This window comes from Nocardioides sp. P5_E3 (genome assembly GCF_054049275.1).
In genome coordinates this window covers 185,119-205,510 of the sequence record NZ_JBFUMR010000002.1, presented here as the reverse complement: position 1 = coordinate 205,510, position 20,392 = coordinate 185,119, and the positions used below count along the sequence as shown (strand labels likewise).

The following is a 20,392-nucleotide window of genomic DNA, read 5'->3' as shown; positions in this document are numbered from 1 at the left end:
TTCCCGGGTGGTCAGGTGCGCAACAACGTCTGACCCCCGGACACCCCCCGACGGCCCGTCCTCCCACCGGAGGGCGGGCCGTCGTCGTCGTACGCCCTGTCCGACGGATCGCCGGCCGCTGCGTCATACGGACCGGCACCCATCGGTGCGGATCGGTATGACGCAGCCCCGGCTCCCGAGCCTGGGTCAGCGCCTGACCACGCGGACCAGGCAGTCCCACGCCGTACGACGCTCCTCGCCGCCGTGGCCGTCGGCCGCGGTGACCTCGCGGGCGACACGCTCGGCGCGCAGCACCTCGACGTCGAGGTCGGCCGTGCTCGTCAGGTCGCCGACGACGTCCTGGGCGGTCATCAGCACCGCCGGGTCCTGCGGGCCGCCGGTTCCGTCGGTGAGGTTGGTCGAGTCGTGGGCGACCAGCAGGAACGTCCCGCCGGGACGCAGCATCCCGACTGCGTTGCGCACGGCACGCCGCCGGTCGCCCGCGGGGACCTGCAGGTAGGCCACCACGACGAGGTCGACCGGCTCCGCCGGCTCCCAGGTGGTGGCATCGGCGCGGACCCACGTCACGTCGAGCCCTCGGGGGTCGTCGGCAGCCAAGCGGGCGCCCTTGTCCAGGGCGACCTGCGAGAAGTCGACGGCGACGGCCGACCACCCGCGCGAGGCGAGCCAGATGGCGTTGCGTCCCTCGCCGGCCGCGAGGTCCACCGCAGTGCCCGGAGGCAGGTCGGCGATCTCGGCGGCCACGAACTGGTTGGGCTCCCGCGACCAGACCAGGTCGGTGGCGGCGTACCTCTCGTCCCAGGCGTGTGCGTCCATGTCCAGCAGGGTAGGCCCGGTTCGGGACGTGGCGCCGGGCTCAGTCCACGGCCACGAGTCGCAGCACCCGGGCCTCCTCGGGGTCCAGGACCGGGAGCGCGATGCCCGACGTCGCCAGCACCCGGCCGCCGAGCTCGGCACCGTGCGCGGACCAGGTGCCGGTCAGGTCGGCGCCGACCGGGCCGCGGGGCATCTCCTCGGTGAGGCGGTAGCGCCGGTCGGGGTCGAGGCCCGCGAGCAGGAGCGGGGCGGGGTGCTGGGTCGCCGTCGCCGCCACGGTCGCGACGACGTACCACGCCTCGGAGCGGTCCTCGGCCACGATGCCCGTCACCACGACGGCGGGGTCCGGGTGGTCGGGGTGGACGAGCGTGCCGGTGCCGATCAGGGGTCGCACCCGCTTGTGGAGCTCGATCCACGCGCGCAGCTCGGCGAGGGTGGCCTCGTCGAGGCGCGACATGTCCCACTCGATGCCGAACCAGTGCAGCAGCGCGGTCGCGGCGCGGTAGCGCAGGGAGTGCGTCCGCCCGGTGGTGTGCGCCGTCGGCCCTCCGACGTGGGAGCCCATCAGCTCCGGCGGCACGAGGAGCGAGGTCCAGCGCTGCAGGTGCTGCCGCTCGAGCGCGTCGATGGTGTCGCTGGGCCAGATCCGGTCGGTGCGGGACAGCACCTCGGCGTCGACGCGGGCGCCGCCCGAGGAGCACGACTCGACCTCGAGGGCCGGGTGCGCGGACCGCAGCTCGTCGAGCAGGCGGTAGAAGGCCAGCGTCTGGCCGTGCACGGCGGGCCGACCGTCGTGGACGGCGTCGGTGATGTCGCGGTTGTGGTCCCACTTGAGGTAGGCGACGTCCAGCTCGTCGAGCAGCGCGAGGAGGGCGTCGCGCAGGTCGTCGTACGCGCCCTGGTCCTGCAGGTCGAGGACCTGTTGCTGGCGCCACTCCGGCGGCACGGCGGAGCGCCCGCGCAGCACCCGCTCGGGGTGGCGGCGGGCGGTCTCGGAGTCGAGGCTGACCATCTCCGGCTCGACCCACAGGCCGAACTCCATGCCGCGGCCGGTCACGTGGTCGACCAGCGGGCCCAGTCCCTGCGGCCAGACGGCGGGGTCGACCGTCCAGTCGCCGAGCCCGGAGGTGTCGTCGCGGCGGCCCAGGAACCAGCCGTCGTCGAGGACGAAGCGCTCGACCCCGACGGACGCGGCGGCGTCGGCGAGCTCGGCGATCCGGTCGAGGGAGTGGTCGAAGTAGACCGCCTCCCACGAGTTGGCGATGACGGGGCGCTCGGTCCGGGACCGCGGCGTGACGTCGCGCAGGTGGGCGTGGAAGCGGTGGCTCATCGCGTCGAGGCCCGATCCCGACCACGAGCCGAGCACGTGCGGGGCGTCATAGGTCTCGCCGGGGGCGAGGACCACCTCGCCCGGGTCGAGCAGCTCACCCCCGCCGACCAGGCACTCACCCTCGGGCGTGCGCTCGGCGTAGTGGGTGTGGTTGCCGCTCCACGCGGTGTGCACGGCCCACACCTCGCCGGACCCGAAGGTGAACCCGGGTGTCCCGGCCACCAGGACGAGGGTCGCGTCATGGCCGGTGCGGCCGTGGCGGGCGTCGCGCCGGTGCGTGCCCTGCACCCACGGGTGGCGCTGCGGCGCACGCTCCTTGCACCAGCGTCCGGTCAGGTCGAGCAGCTCGGTGGCATGGGCGCCGACGGGCAGCGCGGTCAGGACCGAGGCGAGGTGGAGGTCGCCGTCGGCGGTGTTGGTCACCGACGTCCGCGCGTGCAGGAGGCCGGCCCCGTCGAGCGACAGCGCGATCCGCACGGACCATCCGGCCTCGTCGTCGGTCGACGTGCAGGTGACGCTCGCGCCGCCGTCCGTGCGGACGTCCCACGCGACCAGGCTCGGCGTCACCGCCCGGGTGGTGCCGCCGACGCGGAGGCCGGACAGGGCAGGGGTGCCGGAGTAGCCGCGCGTGCCGTCGGGCACGAGGCCCGTCGTGCGCCTGCCGTCGTACGACGACCGCGAGGCGCCGGGTCGCCGGGCTGCCGCCAGGTCGGTCAGGGCCGCGTCGTCGAGGTCGCCGAGCGCGGCGCCCCAGTGCACGATGCGGGGGATGCCGTGGTCGTCGTCGGCCAGCACGAGGCTGACCCCGCCGCGCGCGAGGTGGACGGGCGCGGTGCTCACGAGTCGACCGCCGCCACGAGGTCGTCATCGTCGTCGTCGACCGGGTCGACGACGACGAGCTCGCCGACGTGGTCGGCGAGCGCGCCGCTGGCGTGGGCCGACAGTCCGGAGTCGGTCACCAGCACGGCGGCCTCCGACAGCGAAGCCATGCTGCTCAGGCCCACGACGCCCCACTTGCTGGAGTCGGCGCACACGATCAGGCGCCGCGAGCGCTCGATCATCGCGCGGTTGGTCTCCGACTCGAGCAGGTTGGGCGTGCTGAAGCCGGCTCGGACGTCCATGCCGTGCACGCCCATGAAGAACGCGTCGACGTGCAGGCTGCGCAGCGACGACACGGCGACCGGGCCCACCAGGGCGTCGGACGGCGTGCGGAGGCCGCCGGTCAGGAGGACCGAGGTGGTGGCGTCACCCGTGCGGTGCAGCACGTCGGCGACCCACACCGAGTTGGTGACGACGGTGAGGTTGGGGATCCGGGCGATGTGCTCGGTGAGGGCGTGGGTGGTGGTGCCTGCCGAGACCGCGATCGCCATGCCGGTGTGCACCAGCTCGGCGGCGGCCGCCGCGATCGCCTCCTTCTCCCGCCGGTGCTGCACCGACTTCGCGGCGAACCCGGGCTCGGACGACGACGGCTCGGCCACCGCGAGGGCCCCGCCGTGGACCTTCTCGAGCAGGCCGTCGCGGTGCAGGGCGACGAGGTCACGCCGCACCGTCATGTCGGAGACGCCGAGCAGCTCGACGAGGTCAGTGACGCGCACCGTCCCGTCCCGGCTGAGCTCGGCGAGGATCCGGCCCCGGCGCTGGGCGGCGAGCATCAGGACTCCCGCACGACGGCCACGCCGCCCGCGGGCACCTGCAGGTCACCGGCGACGTCGCGGCCGGTGACCAGCTCCACCCCGTGCACGTCGACCGGGGCGGGTGCGTCGCCGTGGTTGATGACGAAGAGCCACCTCGAGTCGTCGCCGACCCGGCGGGTGACCTCGACCAGGTCGGTGGCGCCGGGCAGCGCCTCGATGCCGGTCTCGGCGACCAGCCGCTCCACCAGCCGGTCGGTGCCGCCGGGGTCGAGGCGCGTGGCGACGTACCACGCGGTGCCCTCGCCGACCGTCCTGCGGGTGACCGCGGGGAGTCCGGCGGCGGGGCCGTCGACGTACGTCGCGACGGCCTCCGCGCCGGCCAGCTCCAGGTCCTCGGCCCAGGTGTCTGCGGTGACGGCGTCGGCGCCAAGCCCTTCCACCTGTGCCGACTGGCCGGTCAGCAGCGGGAGGAACTCGGTGGTGCGGACGCCCAGCAGCTCGCGGAACGCCCCCGGGTAGCCGCCGAGACGGATGTGGTCGTGCTCGTCGACGATGCCGCTGAAGTAGGTGATCACGACGGTGGCACCGGCCTCGGCTGCCGCAGTCAGGGCGGCGACGGTGGCGTCGTCGACGAGGTAGAGCGTGGGCACCACGACGAGCCGGTAGGACGACAGGTCGGTGGACGGATGGACCACGTCGACCCCCACACCCTGGGCCGACAGGGCCCGGTGGAGGTCCTCGGCCCGGTCGCGGTAGCGCACGTCGATGCTCGGGTGGGAGTCGAGCTCGCAGCCCCACCACGCCTCGTAGTCGAACAGGATGGCGGCGTCGTTGCGGGCGGTGCTGCCGGCCGCCTCCTCCGCCGCGTCGAGCACCCGGGACAGCTCGACGACCTCGCGCCACTGCCGGGTGTCGGTGCCGGCGTGGGGGAGGAGCCCCGAGTGGAACTTCTCCGCCCCGGCCCGCGAGGCGCGCCACTGGAAGAACAACACCGCGTCGGCGCCGTGCGCGACGTGCGACAGGCTGTTGCGGATCATCTCGCCGGGCACCTTGGCGCGGTTGCGGGGCTGCCAGTTGACTGCGCTCGTGGAGTGCTCCATCAGCAGCCACGGACGACCCTCGGCCGTACCGCGGGTGAGGTCGGCGCTGAACGCCAGCTCGCGGTGGCCACCGTCCTCCGCGCCGATGAGGTAGTGGTCGTTGGACACGACGTCGAGCTCGCGCCCCCAGCGCAGGTAGTCCATGGCAGGTGTCTGCCGCATGACCATGAAGTTGGTCGTCACCGGCACCCCGGGGGAGAGCCGGTGCAGCACGTCGCGCTCGACGACGAAGTTGTCGAGCAGCTGGTCGGAGGAGAAGCGCGCGAAGTCGAGCTGCTGGGTGGGGTTGGCGTGGGTGGGCGCCACGCGTGGCGGCAGCACCTGCTCGAAGTCGTCGTAGCGCTGGGACCAGAACGCCGTGCCCCACGCGTCGTTGAGCCGCGCCACGTCGTCGTCGTACCGGCGGCGCAGCCACGTGCGGAACGCCGTCGCGCTGGTGTCGCAGTAGCAGCGGGCGTTGTGGCAGCCGAGCTCGTTGGACACGTGCCACAGGGCGAGCGCCGGGTGGTCGCGGTAGCGCTCGGCCATCCGGGCGCACAGCTCCAGGGCGTGCTCGCGGTAGACCGGTGAGCTGGGGCAGAAGGACTGGCGCCCGCCGGGCCACAGCGTGCGCCCGTCCTGGGTCACCGGCAGCATCTCGGGGTGGCGGTGCGTCAGCCACGGCGGTGGAGACGCGGTGGCGGTGGCGAGGTCGACCTTGATCCCCGCCGCGTGCAGGTCGTCCATCTGCTCGTCGAGCCAGCCGAACTCCCACGCTCCGGCTCGTGGCTGCAGCCAGGCCCACGAGAACACCGCGAGCGTGACGAGGTCGACCCCGGCCTCACGCATCAGGCGACGGTCCTCGACATGGGCCTCGGCCGGCCACTGCTCGGGGTTGTAGTCGCCGCCGAAGGCGAGTGCGGGCAGGGAAGTCGGCATGCGCAACTGTGTCCGCCCTCACACGCGAAAGTCAACGCCCTGACGAGGATTTGGGTTTGGAAATGTTTGATCTGGTGCCGAATGGCCGCCCGAAAGGGTTGACGACCCTGTGGCGGCCGTCACATGCTGTGCATCCCTGTTTGATTTTGTCCTTGGCTGTCAGTCGTTCCCAGGAGGCCGTCGTGTCACTCTCCCGTCCCAGCGCCATCCCCCGCTCGGCGCTCACCACCATGGCCGCCTCGCGGCGTTCCGTGCTGCGCGGCCTCGCGCTGAGCGGCCTCGCCGTCGGCAGCGCCAACCTGCTGGCCGCGTGCGGCGGCGACGACTCGGGCGGCTCGTCCGGCGGCGGCGTGAGCTTCGGCATCAACGAGGCGGAGGGCTCCGGTCCCGCCTACGACCGGCTCAAGGCCATGGCCGACGCGTACGGCAAGGAGGCCGACACGAAGGTCTCGGTCAACGCCGTCGACCACAACACGTTCCAGGAGAGCATCAACACCTACCTCCAGGGCACGCCGGACGACGTCTTCACCTGGTTTGCCGGCTACCGGATGGCCCAGTTCGCCGAGAACGGCCTGATCACCGACCTCAGCGACGAGTGGCCCATCGACGGCCTCGACGACTCCTTCAAGGAGGCCGCGACCGCGCCGGACGGCAAGCAGTACTTCGTGCCGGTGAGCTACTACCCGTGGGCGGTCTTCTACCGCAAGTCCGTCTTCGACAAGAACGGGTGGCAGCCGCCGACCAACGACGACGACTTCATGGCGCTGATGGACGACATGCAGGGCAAGGGCATCACGCCGTTCGCCTTCGGCGACAAGGACGGGTGGCCCGCGATGGGCACGTTCGACATCCTCAACATGCGGCTCAACGGCTTCGACTTCCACATGAGTCTGATGGCCGGGGACGAGGCCTGGGACGGCGACCAGGTCAAGGCCGTGTTCGAGAAGTGGCGCACGCTCCTGCCGTACAACCAGGCCGACCCGCTCGGACGGACGTGGCAGGAGGCCGCCACCTCGATGGGCAAGGGCGAGTGCGGCATGTACCTCCTCGGCACCTTCGTCGTGGACGCGATCAGCGACGTGGACGACCTGGACTTCTTCACCTTCCCCGAGCTCGACGCCAGCATCGGCGCCGACGCGCTCGACGCGCCGATCGACGGCTTCTGCGTCGCCGCGGCCGGCAAGAACCAGGAGGGCGGCAAGGCGATGGCCAAGTGGCTGGGCAGTGCCGCGGCCGCCGATGTGGGCAACAACGGCGCCGACGCGCCGTTCATCGCGGCCAACTCCGGCTCCAGCACCTCCACATACAGCGACCTGCAGAAGAAGTCGGTCGAGGTCGTCAGCGCGGCCGCCAACATCGCCCAGTTCATGGACCGCGACACCAACGCCGACTTCGCCAACACGGTGATGATCCCGTCGATCCAGGACTTCCTGAAGAACCCCGACGACATCGACGGGGTCACGGCCAGCATCCAGGAGCAGGCCAACTCCATCTTCAGCTGACGCCATGGCACACATCGATGAGGCGCCGCAGCCCGAAGGGACCACCGAGCGGGCTTCGGCGCCACGCCAGGGCCGGGAGAAGAAGCTGGGCACCCGCGACCGGATCACCGTCATCGCGATGGTCACGGTCCCGCTGGTGCTGGTGCTGGGCCTGGTCTGGGTGCCGGCACTCGGGTCGGTCGCGCTGTCGTTCGGCAAGTGGAACGGCTTCGGTGACCTCGACACCATCGAGTGGGTCGGTTTCCAGAACTACCGGGACATCGCGACGATCTACCCGGCCTTCTGGCCGGCCATCCAGCACAACCTGATCTGGTTGGGCTTCCTGTTCTTCATCCCCACCGTGTTCGGCATGCTGCTCGCGGTGCTGCTCGACAGGGAGATGAGGGGCAGCCGCTTCTACCAGACCGCCTTCTACATGCCTGTCGTGCTGTCCCTGGCGCTCATCGGCTTCATCTGGCAGCTCTTCTACTCCCGCGACCAGGGCCTCATCAACGATGTCTTCGGCACCCAGGTGGACTGGTACGGCGACCCGGACGTCAACCTGTGGGCTGTCCTCGTCGCGACGTCCTGGCGTCACACCGGCTACATCATGCTCATCTACCTGGCCGGCCTGAAGGGCGTCGACGCCAGCCTCCGCGAGGCCGCAGCCATCGACGGGGCCAGCGAGGTGAAGACCTACTTCCACGTGATCTTCCCGGTGATGCGTCCGATCAACATGATCGTCATCGTCATCGTGGTGATCGAATCGCTGCGTGCCTTCGACCTCGTCTGGATCATCAACAAGGGCCGCAACGGCCTCGAGGTCATCGGCGCGCTCGTCGCCCAGAACGTCATCGGCGAGGCGACGAGGTACGGCTTCGGCTCCGCCCTGGCGGTGATCATGATGCTGATCTCGTCGATCTTCATCACCGTCTACCTGCGCAACGTCTTCCGTGAGGAGCGCCGAGGATGAGCACCCAGACCCTGCCCGCGGACACGGGTCCCACGCCCTCCGGCGCGAGCGGGACCGGCACCCCTCCCAAGCGTGTCGAGGGCGGGGTCATGAGCAGGCCGCGCGGAGTGGTGGTGACGGTCATCGTCGCGCTGCTGGCGCTGGTGTGGCTCTTCCCGCTGCTGTGGGCGCTGATCAACTCGTTCCGCGAGTACGACTACACGCAGGCCAACGGCTACCTCTCCCTCGGCGGGTGGACCACCTCCAACTACGAGGAGGCCTGGACGCGTGGCAACTTCGGGCTCCACCTGAAGAACTCGTTGCTGGTCACCATCCCGGCCGTGCTGCTGACGCTGTGGCTCTCGTCGATGGTGGCGTTCGTGCTGGCGCGGTTCAGCTACCGCTTCAACCTGCTGATGCTGGGAGTCTTCCTCGCCGCCAACCTGCTGCCGCCGCAGGCGCTGCTGATCCCCGTCTTCCGGATGTTCCGGGAGGTCCCGCTTCCGTTGTTCATGAGCGACTCGGGCTCCCTGCTCAACAGCTTCTGGGCGCTCATCCTGGTCAACACGGCCTTCCAGATGGGCTTCTGCACGTTCGTTCTGAGCAACTACATGAAGACGCTGCCCCATGAGATCTACGAGTCCGCCGAGCTCGACGGGGCCAGCGTGTGGCGCCAGTACTGGCAGCTGACCATGCCGCTGGTGCGGCCCGCGCTGGCAGCCCTCGCGACCCTGCAGTTCACCTGGGTCTACAACGAGTTCTTCTGGGCGACCGTGCTCATCCAGCAGGGCGACAAGCTTCCCGTGACGTCGGCGCTCAACAACCTGCGCGGGCAGTTCTTCACCGACACCAACCTGGTCGCGGCCGGCTCGATCATCGTCGCGCTGCCGGTGCTCGTCGTGTTCTTCCTGCTGCAGAAGCAGTTCGTCTCCGGGCTCACGCTCGGATCGACGAAGGGCTGACCCAGACGCCGGCGCGCATCGTCCGGGCCACCTGCAGGTCCTCGTCCAGCGCGACGAGGTCGGCCCGGCGACCTGCCTCGAGCGCGCCGACGTCGTCCAGGCCCCACACCCGGGCCGGCGCGGTGCTGGCGGCGTGGACCACGTCGAGGAGTGGCAGGCCTGCAGTGCGCACGGCGAAGCGGACCGCTGCGTCCATGGTGAGCGTGGAGCCGGCGATCGCGCCGGTGCCGTTCCCGTCGGCGAGACGTGCCACGCCGTCGCGCACCTCGATCGCCATCGGGCCCAGCCGGTAGTCGCCGTCCGGAGCGCCTGCGGCGGCCATCGCGTCGGTGACGAGGACGGCACGGCCGGGCGCGGCAGCGAACACCATGCGGAGCACGGCCGGGTGCAGGTGGACGCCGTCGGCGATCAGCTCGACCTCGACGGGGGAGTCGAGCAGGGCGCCGACGGGGCCGGGATCGCGGTGGTGGAGCGGGCGCATCGCGTTGAAGAGGTGCGTGCCGAGGCGGGCGCCGGCGTCGAGGGCGGCTCGCGACTCGTCGTACGTCGCGTCGGTGTGGCCGATCGCGGCGACGACGCCGGCGTCGGCGAGCTGCCGGACGGCCTCGATCCCGCCGGGCAGCTCGGGCGCGAGGGTGACCATGCGTACGGCGCCGTCCCCCGCGGCGAGGAGGGCCCGGACCGCGGCCGGGTCCGGGTGGGTGAGCGAGCCCGGCTGGTGGGCGCCGGAGCGCTGCGGGCTCAGCCAGGGGCCCTCGAGGTGGATGCCGGCGAGCCGACCGTCCTGCACCAGCAGGGCGAGCTCGCGGACGGCGTCGGCCATCCGCTGCGGGGTGTCGGTGACCAGGCTGGCCGCCATCGACGTCGTCCCGTGGGCGAGGTGGGTGTCGGCGACGACCGCCGCCGCGTCCGCCGTACCGAGGTCGAACGACGCGCCCCCGCCGCCGTGCACGTGGAGGTCGACGAACCCCGGGACGACGGTCGCCCCGCCGAGGTCGACGTCGGGCTCGCGCGGAGGCGCCCCCTCGCCGACCTCGACGATGCGGTCGCCGTCGAGGAGGAGCCACCCCGGCGCGAGGACCCGCGCCGGGGTGACCACCTGTCGTGCAGCAAGGATCACGTCAGGCCTTGTTGTCCTGCTCGAGGATCGAGCCACCGCCGGCCGGGTCGTCCTCGTCCTCACGACCGGGCGTCCTGAGGTTCCACTTCCGGATCACGAACCGGAACAGGAAGTAGTAGAGCGCCGCGTAGGCCAGGCCGATCGGGATGATCAGCAGCGGCTTCGTGGCGATGTTGAAGTTGAGGACGTAGTCGAACAGTCCCGCCGAGAAGCCGAACCCGTCCTTGACCCCGATCCAGTTCATCAGCGCCATCGAGGAGCCCGTGAGGAGGGCGTGGATGACGTAGAGCGGGAACGCGACGAACATGAACGCGAACTCCAGCGGCTCGGTGACGCCGGTGAGGAACGCGGTCAGCGCGGCCGAGAGCATGATGCCGCCGACCAGCTTCTTGTTGTGCGGCTTGGCCTCGTGCCAGATCGCCAGGGCGGCGGCCGGGAGGGCGAACATCATGATCGGGAAGAACCCGGTCATGAAGGCACCCGCGGTCGGGTCGCCGGCCAGGAAGCGGGCGATGTCGCCGTTGTAGGTCTCGCCGCCGGAGGAGTACTCGCCGAAGATGAACCACGGCGGGTTGTTGAGGATGTGGTGCAGGCCGAGCGGGATCAGCAGCCGGTTCAGCGTGCCGTAGACGAAGCCGCCGAGCACGGCGTTGTCGGTCACCCGCTCGCCGAGGCCGGTGATCGCCCAGTCGAAGGCCGGGTAGACGAAGCTCATCGCGACCGAGATCACCACGGCCGCGAAGGCGGTGATGATCGGGACGAAGCGACGTCCACCGAAGAAGGCGAGGTAGGGCGGGAGCGAGATCCGGTGGTAGCGCTGCCAGAGCCAGGCGCTCACGAGGCCCATGACGATGCCGCCGAGCACGCCGTAGTTGATCAGCTCGTCACCCTCGAGGATCTCGGGCGACATCGCCTCGCCGACCCCCTGGAAGACGAGGTAGCCGACGACGGCCGCCAGGGCCGTGGAGCCGTCCGACTTGCGCGCCATGCCGATCGCGATGCCGACGGCGAACAGCAGGGGCAGGTTGGCGAAGAGGGCGTTGCCCGCTGCGCCGATGACGGCTGCGACGCTGTCCCAGCCCAGCCCGTCGGCGCCCAGCAGGTCGGGCTGGCCGAGCCGCAGCAGCAGCGCCGCGACGGGCAGCGCGGCGATGGGGAGCATCAGGCTGCGCCCGAACTTCTGGACCGGCGCGAGGTTGAGCTTGCGCCGGGTCGTGGTGCCGCCCGAGGCGGCGTCCTGGGTGGTCATCAGGATCGATCCCTTCTGGTGGTGCTGTTGGTGCTGCTTCTTCCGACGGCGTCGGGGGTGGCGCCGAGGCTCATGTGGACCTGGTAGCGGTCGCCCCGGTAGCGGGAGACGACGTACTCGACCGGTCGGCCCGCCGCGGTCGAGATGCGGCGGAAGACCAGGAGCGGTGTGTGCACGGGTGCCTCGAGGCGGCGCGCGGTCGCACCCTCCGCCGCCTCGCCCCACAGGGTCTGCTCGGCACCGTCGATGACGAGGTCGTAGCTGCTCGCGAAGAGCGTGTAGAGCGAGCCGGTGAGGTCCGCGGTGTCGAGGCCGGGGAGCACGGAGCACGGGTACCACCCCTGCTCGATCGCCATCGGCTGGCCGTCGGCGAGCCGCACACGGTCGATCCGCCAGGCAGTGCCGCGTGGGCCCAGCCGCAGTGCCTTGACGACCTCCGGCGGCGGCCGCTCCTCGTCGACGCGCATCAGGCGGGTCGCCGGGACCAGGCCGCGGCGGCGCATGTCGTCGGAGAACGACGCGAGGTGCAGGCTGGTCTGCACGCGGGGTCGGGCGACAAAGGTGCCCTTGCCGTGGATCTTCTCCAGCAGCCCGCCGACCACCAGGCTGTCGATGGCCTTGCGCACCGTGGCGCGGGAGACGTCGTACGTCGTCATGAGCTCGCGCTCCGAGGGGATCGAGGCTCCGGGCCCGAGGTCGCGGGTCGCCAGCTCGGCCAGCACGTCGCTCAGCTGCACGTGCTTGGGCCGCGGGCCGTCCTCGATCCTGGGGGACATGTCGTCCTCTCGACGTCTGATGGATCCATTGGTACGGTCTGGTACGTACCAGTTGGAGAGCATGGCTCCGACACGTCGACGTTGTCAAGGACCACGATGGACACCTCACTCCCGGCTTCACCCGCGACGCAGATGGCGTCCGAGATCGCCGAGCAGCCCGCGGCCGCCCGCCGCACCCTCGACGCGCTCCTGCCCGAGCAGCCGCGACTGCGCGAGCTCGCCGCAGGGCGCCGCCGCGTGCTGCTCGTCGCGCGCGGGTCGAGCGACAACGCCGCGATCTACGGCCGCTACCTGCTCGAGGTGGCCGCCGGCGTCCCCGCCGGGCTGGCCGCGCCCAGCGTCGCCACCCACTACGGCGCGCGGCTCGACCTCTCGGACACGGTCGTGGTCTCGGTGTCCCAGTCCGGTGCGACCGCCGAGATCGTCGAGACCCAGGAGTGGGCGCGAGCCTGCGGGGCCGCGACCGTGGGCGTGACCAACGTCGAGGGGTCGCCGCTCGCCGACGCCGCCGACGTCGCGCTCGTGACCCGGGCCGGTCCCGAGGTCGCGGTGCCGGCGACCAAGTCCTACCTCACCCAGCTCGTGGCCCTCGCCGTCCTCGCCGAGGCGCTGGGGGAGGCGCCGCTGGGTGACGCGCTCGACCGCGTGCCCGGCGCCGTCGAGCAGCTCCTGCACACCGACGTCGACGCGGCTGCTGAGGCGCTGGCCACCACCGACCGGGTGGTCGTGTCGGGTCGCGGGCTGCTCCTCGGCACCGCGCTGGAGACGGCGCTGAAGATGGAGGAGACGTGCCTGCGCCCGGTGCGCGGCTACTCCTACGCCGACCTGCGCCACGGCCCGATCTCCGTGGTCAGCGAGGGGCTGCTGGCCGTGCTGGTCGGCGCGGGCGAGGGCCCGCTCGCCGAGCCGATGGTCGACCTGGTCCGCGACCTCCACGAGCGCGGGGCGCGCGTCCTCGGGCTCGGTGGGACGCCCGACTTCGCGGCCGAGTGCGACCTGCACCTGGCGGGTCCGGACCTGCCCGAGACGGTGGAGCCCATCGCGTCGATCGTGCCCGCGCAGCTGATGATCGAGCAGATGGCCCGTCGGCTGGGCCTCGACCCCGACAACCCGCGTGGCCTCAAGAAGGTCACCCAGACCGACCGCTGACCCCTACGACCGTTGCGCCGGCACCCGTCGGCGTACGCGACAGTGGATCCACCCACGAAAGGAACCTGAGATGAGCAGCAAGGCAGAGCAGATCCTGGCCGGCCTCGGTGGCGCCGACAACATCGTCGAGATCGAGGCGTGCATCACCCGTCTCCGCACCGAGGTCAAGGACGGCTCGATCGTGGACCAGGCGGCCCTCAAGGCCGCCGGAGCCCACGGCGTGATGGCGAGCGGCACCGTCGTCCAGGTCGTCGTCGGGCCCGAGGCGGACAACCTCGCCGACGACATCGAGGACCTGATGTGAGCGGTGCCGTCCAGGTCCTCGCCCCCTGCCCGGGACGGGTCGTCGCGATGTCGGACGTGCCCGACCCCGTCTTCGCCGAGGAGATGGTCGGCCCCGGCGTGGCCATCGAGCCCGAGCCCGGCCGCACGACCGTGGTGTCGCCGATCGCCGGCAAGGTCGTCAAGGTCCTGCCCCACGCCTTCGTCGTCCTCGGCGACGGCGTCGGCGTCCTCGTGCACCTAGGCATCAACACCGTCCGCCTGGAAGGGGAGGGCTTCGAGGTCCTCGCCACCCAGGGGAGCGAGGTCGCCGCGGGCGACCCGATGATCATGTGGGACCCGTCCTCGCTGCCGCCCACGGCCAGCGGCCAGGACGTCTCGCCGATCGTCCCGGTCGTGCTGATGGACGCACCGAAGGGGTCGGTCACGAGCGACGCCATCGGCGGGTCCGTGGCTGCCGGCGACGTGCTCTTCGCGACCGCATGACGGGGGCGACGACGGGGGTCTCCGCACTCCTGCTCGACCTCGACGGGACGCTGGTCGACTCCGAGCCGCTGCACCGGCGCGGCTACGAGTCGTTCTTCGCCCACAAGGGCTGGGAGCTTCCCGACCTCTCCGTCTTCACCGGCCGCCGGGCGGTCGACGTCTTCGCGACAGAGCCCGGCCCCTGGGACGGGCTCGACCCCGAGGCCGTGCTCGCCGAGGTGCTCGAGCACGTGCCGGACGAGGCGGCGCGCGCCGTGCCGGGTGCCCGGGAGCTGATCGAGGCAGCCCGCGCCGGTGGCACGCCGGTCGCGATCGTCACCTCGGCGGGACCGGACTGGGTGCACCGGTCGCTGGTCGAGTCGCTGACCCTCGAGCTCGACAGCGTCGACCTCGTCGTCACCGCCCGCGACGTCGAGGACGGCAAGCCGCACCCGGCCGGCTTCGCGCTCGCCTGCCGGAGGCTCGACGCCGACCCCGCAGCCGCGCTGGCGGCGGAGGACTCACCGGCAGGCGTCCGCGCGGCGCTCGGTGCCGGCGTACGCCAGGTGCACGGCATCGGCACGTCCCACCCGCGCGAGGTGCTCCTCGACGCCGGCGCGGTCGAGGTCCACGGCGACCTCCGGCCGCTTCTCGCGCTCCTGAGGGCGTGACCCGGCCTGGGGGGCGCGGTGGTCAGCCGGCGACCTGGTCGCCGACGGTCGTGGCGTGCGGGCGGCCCGGGTCGTCGAGCGCCGGCTCGACCTCGCCTGCCCGGAGCGCCTCGAGCTGGGCGCACACGGCCGTGCCGTAGAAGAACGCCACGGACGACAGCAGCGCCCACAGCAGCAGGGCGAACACGCCGGCGAGGGGGCCGTAGACGCTGCCGAACGACCCGCTGAGCGAGACGTAGGCCGCGAGCCCGGCGGTGGCGACGGCACTGAGCACCACCGCGATCCCCGACCCGAGCGCGAGCCAGGAGAGGGCGGGCTGCCGGCGGCGCGGCGCGTGGTCGAGCAGCACGGCGATCGCGAACACCAGCAGCGCGATGCCGACCGGCCACCGCAGTCCGTTCCACCAGTCGACGGCCGTGTCGGACCAGCCGTAGCTCTCCACCATCGCCTCGCCGAGCGCGCCGCCGCCGACGATCATCACGAACCCCACGCCGACCGGCGCGGCGAGCACGGCGGTCAGCACCGCCGCACGGCCGTACTTGTGGAGCGCCTTGCGGTCGCGCCGGATGCCGTAGATGCGGTTGGCGCCGCGCTCGACCTGCGCCATCGCCGTGGTCATCGACAGGAGCGCGAAGCCGAGGCCGAGCACCAGGGCGATCTCACCGGCACGCTCGGACGCGTCCGACCCGTCGACCGCCGAGGCGAGCGCGTCACCCTCGCCCGAGCCCGGGGAGAGCGAGTCGACGACGTGCGCCACGACCGCGGCGGGCCGCTCGTGGTCGATGTCGGAGGCGAGGCCGGTCAGGGCGAGGAGGAAGGGGACGACGGCGAGGCAGGCCTGCAGGGCGAGCGCGCGCGAGTTGGTGAACCCGTCGCCGTAGCGGAAGCGCACGAAGGACTCGACCGCGATCTTCCCCAGCCCGTGGTGGCGTGCGAGGTGCCAGGCGTCCAGCGCGTCCAGCTCGTCACCGTCCATCTCGGTGGTGACGGGAACGGTCCGCGCGGTGGTCATGGGCGCACCCTAGGCGGCGGCCACGGCGGAGGAGTGCCCGGATTCGCCGGACGGGTGCTCCGCCCGCCTCTACGCTGGAAGTCCCACCGGTCGTCGCGGCCGCTGGCAGACGTTCTCGACCCCTCGGAGTCTCCGTGTCGTTCCTCGGTTCCACCCTGTCTCGTCGCGCCCTCGTGGTCGCCTCCCTCCTCGGCCCCGCCGCCGCGGCACTGTCCGTCGCGCCCGGCAGGGCGTACGCCGCCTCAGGCACCCCGCTGGGGCGGCAGGTCCGGTTCGGCGCCTACGCGTGGGACGTGCCGTGGACCCCCGGCGTCCTCGACGACCTCCAGCGGACCGTCCAGGCGCCGGTCTCGATCGCGTCCTACTTCTACGGACCCGACGTCGTCTTCCCCGCCCAGCAGGACCTCGACACCGCTCGGGGTGGCGCGCGCGACCTGCTGGTCGCGTGGGAGATCGGGAAGTTCCGCTACAGCGAGTGGCCGGCCGGCCTGCACGACGCCTACCTCGACCAGATCGCCGCGGCGGCGCGCGCCTTCCCGTACGTCATGTACGTGCGCCCCTGGCCGGAGATGAACGGCGACTGGACCTCGTTCCAGCCGACCCCCGCCGGCGAGAAGGAGCACGGCGGCACGCCGGGGGAGTTCGTCGCGGCCTGGCGCTACCTGGTGACCTACCTGCGCGACCGGGGCGTCACCAACCTGCGCTGGGTGTTCAACCCGACGACCGACACCTACGAGGGCACGACGGACATCCGCACCATCTACCCCGGTGACGACTACGTCGACGTCCTCGGCCTCGACGGCTACAACTGGGGCAACACCGGCCTCAGCTGGGGGCCGTGGCGCACCTTCGAGGACATCTACCGCGAGCAGTACGACCGGCTCGTCGCCCTGCACCCCACCGCTCCGGTGTGGATCTGCGAGGTCGGCTGCAAGGAGCCGTCGTACGACGACGGGGCACCGCGCATCAAGTCCGCCTCGAAGGGACGCTGGATCACCGACATGTTCGCCGCGACCACCTTCCCGCGGGTCCGGGCCGTGTGCTGGTTCCAGGGCAACAAGGAGCGCGACTGGCGGGTGAGCTCGTCCAACGACGCGCTCAAGGCGATCCGCTCCGCGCTCGACCAGATGCCCGCCTGACGTCACCTCCGGGTGCCGTGCCCGGGAGGTCGGGCCGTGCCTGGCGGGTGGAGGCTGTCGGTCCGCAGGGCCAGACTGGAGGCATGCAGGCTCGGGAGCGCGTCGGATCGATCGGGAGACAGGTGGCGGTGGAGCCGCGCCGGTTCTACGACGGCGGCACGCTGCCGACCGCGGCAGGTCCGGGCGCGCCGCCCGAACCCGGGTCCGATCCGCGCATCGTGCTCGAGCGGCACTCCGAGGAGGGCGTCGAGACGTTCGCCCTGGAGCGTCGACTGGCCTACCGCGACCGCCACCTCGGCGAGCTGCTGGTCCCGGCGGACGCCGGCTTCCGCACCGACCTGACCTCGGTGCCCGCCCTGTTCACCTGGCTGGTGCCCAAGACCGGGGCCCACCTGCCCGCTGCGCTGCTGCACGACGCCCTCGTGGCCGGTCGCGACGACCCCGCGTCCTACGTCTCCACCGAGGGGCACGTGGTCGACCGGGTCGAGGCCGACCGGGTCTTCCGCGACGCGATGGCCGACACCGGCACCGGAGTGATCCGTCGCTGGATCGTCTGGTCGGCCGTGACCGTGGCGACGATCTTCGTCGGCCGGGCCGTGCCGTGGTCGCCGCTCAAGCACTGGTCCTACCGGGTGGCGGCCGGCGTCACGATCGCCGCGATCGTCTACCTCGGCTACTGCGCCACCGGCGACCTGTTCGACGTCTCGTGGGTGGGTGCCGTCGACGTGCCCTGGATGGGTGACAGGCCGTGGTGGGCGGAGCTGGCGGGCGGGTTCGCGGGGGCGATCGTGCTGCCGCTGGCGCTGAGCCTGCTGTGGGGCCGGCTGCGGATGGCGGGCGCGATCGCCGGGGTGGTGCTCGCTGTGCTGCTCCACGTCACCGTCGGCCTCGCCGTCATCGGCGCGAGCTACCTCGCCCTCGAGCGACTGGCCCGACGCTCGCCCGTCGCGGCCTGGGTGCTGGCGGGCGTCGTCGTCGCCGCCTCGCTGGTCGTCTTCGCGGTGCTCAGCCTCGGCTGAGGCCGACCTCGGCGAGCCAGCGCGCGGCGAAGGTGCCGCGCGGCAGGTCCTGCGTGACGAGGGTGAGACCCTCGCGCGCCGCCAGGACGACGAGGCCGAGCGCCACGGCGGTCACCACCATGCCGTGGACGTTGCGTGGGAAGCGGCTCGGCACCGTGCGCACGCGGTGCCAGCCGCCGACGAGACCGGCGGTGACGACCGCGGAGACGATGCTGGCGAAGGCGGCCCCGAGCACCGTGCCGAGGAGGTTCAGGTGGCTGATGAGGATCGCCGACGTCGCGGCGGCAGTGGCGCCGGCGACGAGCTGCGGGAGGCTCAGGTCGAGGAAGGACTGGCGGTCGGTCCGGTCGGTCCGCTCGGGCGTGTCGATGGGGGAGTCAGGCATCTCGCGAAGGGGGGTGGGGGACAGGGCTTCCCCTGTACGACGACCGGGAGCGGCCGATCGTTGCCCGACGTGAGCAAGGGCACGGCGTCCGTCAGACCGCCGAGCGGGCACTTCGTGCCGCGTCAGACCCGCCGAGCGGGCACTTGGTGCTCTACGACGGGCACGACGTGCCCGGTCAGACCCGCAGGACGGGCACGAAGTGCCCTGTCAGCGCAGGGAGTACGTCGCGAGCGAGACGCCGACGTAGTGGGCTGCGAAGGCCAGGATGGTGAACGAGTGGAACACCTCGTGGAAGCCGAACCAGCGGGGCGAGGGGTTGGGGCGCTTGAGGCCGTAGACCACGCCACCGAGCGTGTAGAGCACGCCGCCGACCGCCACGAGCACCAGCGTGGCGACCGCGACGCCGCTGCTGAAGCGGTTGGCGCCCTCCATGAACTGGGGGATGAAGAACACCGCCGCCCAGCCGAGGGCGATGTACATCGGCGTGTAGAGCCAGCGCGGCGCGTCGGTCCAGAACACGCGGAAGAACACACCCGCGATCGCCGCGATCCAGACGACGAGCAGCAGCGTCGTACGCGCGCTGCCCTCGAGGAAGAGCAGGGCGTAGGGCGTGTAGGTGCCCGCGATCAGCACGAAGATGTTGGCGTGGTCGAAGCGGCGCAGGAACGCCCACGTGCGCGGCGACCAGGTGCCGCGGTGGTAGATCGCCGACACCGTGAAGACGAGGAGCGCGGAGAACGCGAACGCCGCCGACCCGACGCGGGTGGAGGCCGTGGGGGAGAGCGCGACGAGCACGATGCCGGCGGCGAGCGCGATCGGCGCGGTGGCGGCGTGCAGCCAGCCGCGCAGGTGCGGCTTGATCTCGGCCATCTTGTCGGCCATCACTTCGCCGGCGCGCTCGACGGCGTGCTCGACGCGGTCGCGCGGGGTCTGGCCGGAGGTCTCCATGGAAAGAAGTTACCCGGACGGGCGTGAAGTGCGCAGCCGAGTGCACCGAGTGCCCGGTCACACGGCGCGACGGAGTTACCATCGGCTGGTGGTCAACGTGAAGGACGCCGTGCGACGGGTGCTCTACCCGGCCTACGAGTCCCGGGTGGTGAAGTTCCTTCCCCACGACCAGATCCCGAAGCACGTGGGCGTGATGCTCGACGGCAACCGCCGGTGGGCCAAGGCGGTCGGGCTCAACACCGCTGAGGGCTACCAGGCCGGCGCCGACAACATCCGTCCGCTGCTGGGCTGGTGCGAGGAGGTCGGCGTCGAGGTGGTCACGCTGTGGCTGCTCTCCAGCGACAACCTGACCAACCGCCCGCCCGAGCAGCTCACCGGGCTGCTGAAGATCATCGAGGGCGCCGTCGAGTCGCTCGCCGAGGCGGGACGCTGGCGGATCCACCCCGTGGGAGCGCTCGACCTGCTGCCGACCGAGACCGCCGAGCGGCTCAAGGCCGCCGAGGAGAGCACCCGCGACATCGACGGCGTGCTCGTCAACGTCGCGGTCGGCTACGGCGGCCGCCGCGAGATCGCCGACGCCGTACGCGCCCTGCTCGCCGACCACGCCTCCAAGGGCACCTCCCTGGAGGAGCTCGCCGACATCATCGACGTCGAGCACATCGCCGAGCACCTCTACACCAAGGGCCAGCCCGACCCCGACCTCGTGATCCGCACGTCGGGCGAGCAGCGCCTCGGCGGCTTCCTGCTGTGGCAGTCGGCCAACTCGGAGTTCTACTTCTGCGAGGCCCTGTGGCCCGACTTCCGGCGCGTCGACTTCCTGCGCGCCATCCGCGCGTACGCCGAGCGCGAGCGCCGCTTCGGCGGCTGAGCAGCGGCTCGCAGACGTCACCCGACCGTCACCTCGCGTTCGGGCGTGTCGCCCCGGATCGGGTGATCCACGGGCGTACTTTCGCGACATCAGCAGGTGGGGAAGCCGGCTGAACC

At 71.9% G+C, this 20,392-nt stretch carries 20 protein-coding genes; 10 read left to right on the top strand and 10 right to left on the bottom strand.

From position 1 onward, the window contains the following. Window positions 1-186 precede the first annotated feature (186 nt). From ACXJKB_RS01945 to ACXJKB_RS01930, 4 genes are read right to left on the bottom strand one after another with little or no spacing between them, the layout of a single operon-like run. Window positions 187-816, bottom strand: a complete 630-nt coding sequence (locus ACXJKB_RS01945; RefSeq protein ID WP_457184889.1) for a class I SAM-dependent methyltransferase — start codon at window positions 814-816, stop codon at window positions 187-189. Window positions 817-856: 40 nt separating this feature from the next. Next, window positions 857-2,986 carry an alpha-galactosidase gene (locus tag ACXJKB_RS01940; RefSeq protein WP_457184887.1) on the bottom strand — a complete coding sequence of 710 codons (2,130 nt, stop codon included), beginning with the start codon at window positions 2,984-2,986 and terminating at the stop codon, window positions 857-859. Next, on the bottom strand, window positions 2,983-3,798 hold the full coding sequence (locus ACXJKB_RS01935; RefSeq protein WP_457184885.1) for a DeoR/GlpR family DNA-binding transcription regulator: 816 nt from the start codon (window positions 3,796-3,798) through the stop codon (window positions 2,983-2,985). The genes ACXJKB_RS01940 and ACXJKB_RS01935 overlap by 4 nt, the downstream gene beginning before the upstream one ends. Next, entirely contained in the window at window positions 3,798-5,798 is a 2,001-nt protein-coding gene (locus ACXJKB_RS01930; RefSeq protein ID WP_457184883.1) for a beta-galactosidase, read from the bottom strand. The genes ACXJKB_RS01935 and ACXJKB_RS01930 overlap by 1 nt, the downstream gene beginning before the upstream one ends. A gap of 182 nt (window positions 5,799-5,980) precedes the next feature. On the opposite strand from ACXJKB_RS01930, the gene ACXJKB_RS01925 reads away from it, so the two are divergent. The 3 genes from ACXJKB_RS01925 to ACXJKB_RS01915 are packed head-to-tail and all read left to right on the top strand — an operon-like array spanning window position 5,981 to window position 9,193. After that, entirely contained in the window at window positions 5,981-7,300 is a 1,320-nt protein-coding gene (locus ACXJKB_RS01925; protein WP_457184881.1) for an ABC transporter substrate-binding protein, read from the top strand. Window positions 7,301-7,304: 4 nt separating this feature from the next. Then, entirely contained in the window at window positions 7,305-8,252 is a 948-nt protein-coding gene (locus tag ACXJKB_RS01920) for a carbohydrate ABC transporter permease (protein ID WP_457184879.1), read from the top strand. After that, the gene (locus ACXJKB_RS01915) at window positions 8,249-9,193 is read left to right on the top strand and encodes a carbohydrate ABC transporter permease (protein ID WP_457184877.1); all 945 of its coding nucleotides are present in this window, start codon (window positions 8,249-8,251) and stop codon (window positions 9,191-9,193) included. Before ACXJKB_RS01920 ends, ACXJKB_RS01915 begins: the two co-directional genes overlap by 4 nt. On the opposite strand, the gene nagA is transcribed toward ACXJKB_RS01915, so the two are convergent. From nagA to ACXJKB_RS01900, 3 genes are read right to left on the bottom strand one after another with little or no spacing between them, the layout of a single operon-like run. Next, a complete protein-coding gene (nagA, locus tag ACXJKB_RS01910; RefSeq protein WP_457184875.1) occupies window positions 9,168-10,313 on the bottom strand; it encodes an N-acetylglucosamine-6-phosphate deacetylase in 1,146 nt (381 codons plus the stop codon). The genes ACXJKB_RS01915 and nagA overlap by 26 nt on opposite strands. A gap of 1 nt (window position 10,314) precedes the next feature. Then, window positions 10,315-11,562 carry a PTS transporter subunit EIIC gene (locus ACXJKB_RS01905; RefSeq protein ID WP_457184873.1) on the bottom strand — a complete coding sequence of 416 codons (1,248 nt, stop codon included), beginning with the start codon at window positions 11,560-11,562 and terminating at the stop codon, window positions 10,315-10,317. Next, window positions 11,562-12,338, bottom strand: a complete 777-nt coding sequence (locus ACXJKB_RS01900; protein ID WP_457184871.1) for a GntR family transcriptional regulator — start codon at window positions 12,336-12,338, stop codon at window positions 11,562-11,564. Before ACXJKB_RS01900 ends, ACXJKB_RS01905 begins: the two co-directional genes overlap by 1 nt. Window positions 12,339-12,434: 96 nt before the next feature. Between ACXJKB_RS01900 and ACXJKB_RS01895 the strand changes: the two genes are divergently transcribed. Genes ACXJKB_RS01895 through ACXJKB_RS01880 form a run of 4 tightly spaced genes read left to right on the top strand, consistent with a single transcriptional unit; the run spans window position 12,435 to window position 14,905 of the window. Then, window positions 12,435-13,487, top strand: a complete 1,053-nt coding sequence (locus tag ACXJKB_RS01895; protein ID WP_457184869.1) for an SIS domain-containing protein — start codon at window positions 12,435-12,437, stop codon at window positions 13,485-13,487. A 46-nt stretch (window positions 13,488-13,533) separates the two neighbouring features. Beyond that, window positions 13,534-13,791 carry a glucose PTS transporter subunit EIIB gene (locus ACXJKB_RS01890; RefSeq protein ID WP_457184906.1) on the top strand — a complete coding sequence of 86 codons (258 nt, stop codon included), beginning with the start codon at window positions 13,534-13,536 and terminating at the stop codon, window positions 13,789-13,791. Beyond that, on the top strand, window positions 13,788-14,255 hold the full coding sequence (locus ACXJKB_RS01885) for a PTS sugar transporter subunit IIA (protein ID WP_457184867.1): 468 nt from the start codon (window positions 13,788-13,790) through the stop codon (window positions 14,253-14,255). The genes ACXJKB_RS01890 and ACXJKB_RS01885 overlap by 4 nt, the downstream gene beginning before the upstream one ends. Next, entirely contained in the window at window positions 14,252-14,905 is a 654-nt protein-coding gene (locus tag ACXJKB_RS01880; protein ID WP_457184865.1) for an HAD family hydrolase, read from the top strand. Before ACXJKB_RS01885 ends, ACXJKB_RS01880 begins: the two co-directional genes overlap by 4 nt. Before the next feature lie 22 nt (window positions 14,906-14,927). On the opposite strand, the gene ACXJKB_RS01875 is transcribed toward ACXJKB_RS01880, so the two are convergent. Beyond that, window positions 14,928-15,917, bottom strand: coding sequence for a YihY/virulence factor BrkB family protein (locus ACXJKB_RS01875; RefSeq protein WP_457184863.1), 990 nt, complete (start codon window positions 15,915-15,917; stop codon window positions 14,928-14,930). A 134-nt stretch (window positions 15,918-16,051) separates the two neighbouring features. Between ACXJKB_RS01875 and ACXJKB_RS01870 the strand changes: the two genes are divergently transcribed. Continuing rightward, a complete protein-coding gene (locus tag ACXJKB_RS01870; protein ID WP_457184862.1) occupies window positions 16,052-17,056 on the top strand; it encodes a glycoside hydrolase family 26 protein in 1,005 nt (334 codons plus the stop codon). An 83-nt stretch (window positions 17,057-17,139) separates the two neighbouring features. Continuing rightward, entirely contained in the window at window positions 17,140-18,075 is a 936-nt protein-coding gene (locus ACXJKB_RS01865; RefSeq protein WP_457184860.1) for a DUF1353 domain-containing protein, read from the top strand. Here the strand turns inward: ACXJKB_RS01865 and ACXJKB_RS01860 are convergent. Continuing rightward, window positions 18,062-18,460 (bottom strand): hypothetical protein, encoded by a 399-nt coding sequence (locus tag ACXJKB_RS01860; RefSeq protein WP_457184858.1) that lies wholly within the window; start codon window positions 18,458-18,460, stop codon window positions 18,062-18,064. The two genes, ACXJKB_RS01865 and ACXJKB_RS01860, sit on opposite strands and share 14 nt — an antisense overlap. A 207-nt stretch (window positions 18,461-18,667) precedes the next feature. Continuing rightward, window positions 18,668-19,408 (bottom strand): PAQR family membrane homeostasis protein TrhA, encoded by a 741-nt coding sequence (gene trhA / locus ACXJKB_RS01855; protein WP_457184856.1) that lies wholly within the window; start codon window positions 19,406-19,408, stop codon window positions 18,668-18,670. An 88-nt stretch (window positions 19,409-19,496) separates the two neighbouring features. On the opposite strand from trhA, the gene ACXJKB_RS01850 reads away from it, so the two are divergent. Next, window positions 19,497-20,276: an isoprenyl transferase gene (locus tag ACXJKB_RS01850; protein WP_191192960.1), complete on the top strand. Its 780-nt coding sequence runs from the start codon at window positions 19,497-19,499 to the stop codon at window positions 20,274-20,276. The last annotated feature ends 116 nt before the right edge of the window (window positions 20,277-20,392 follow it).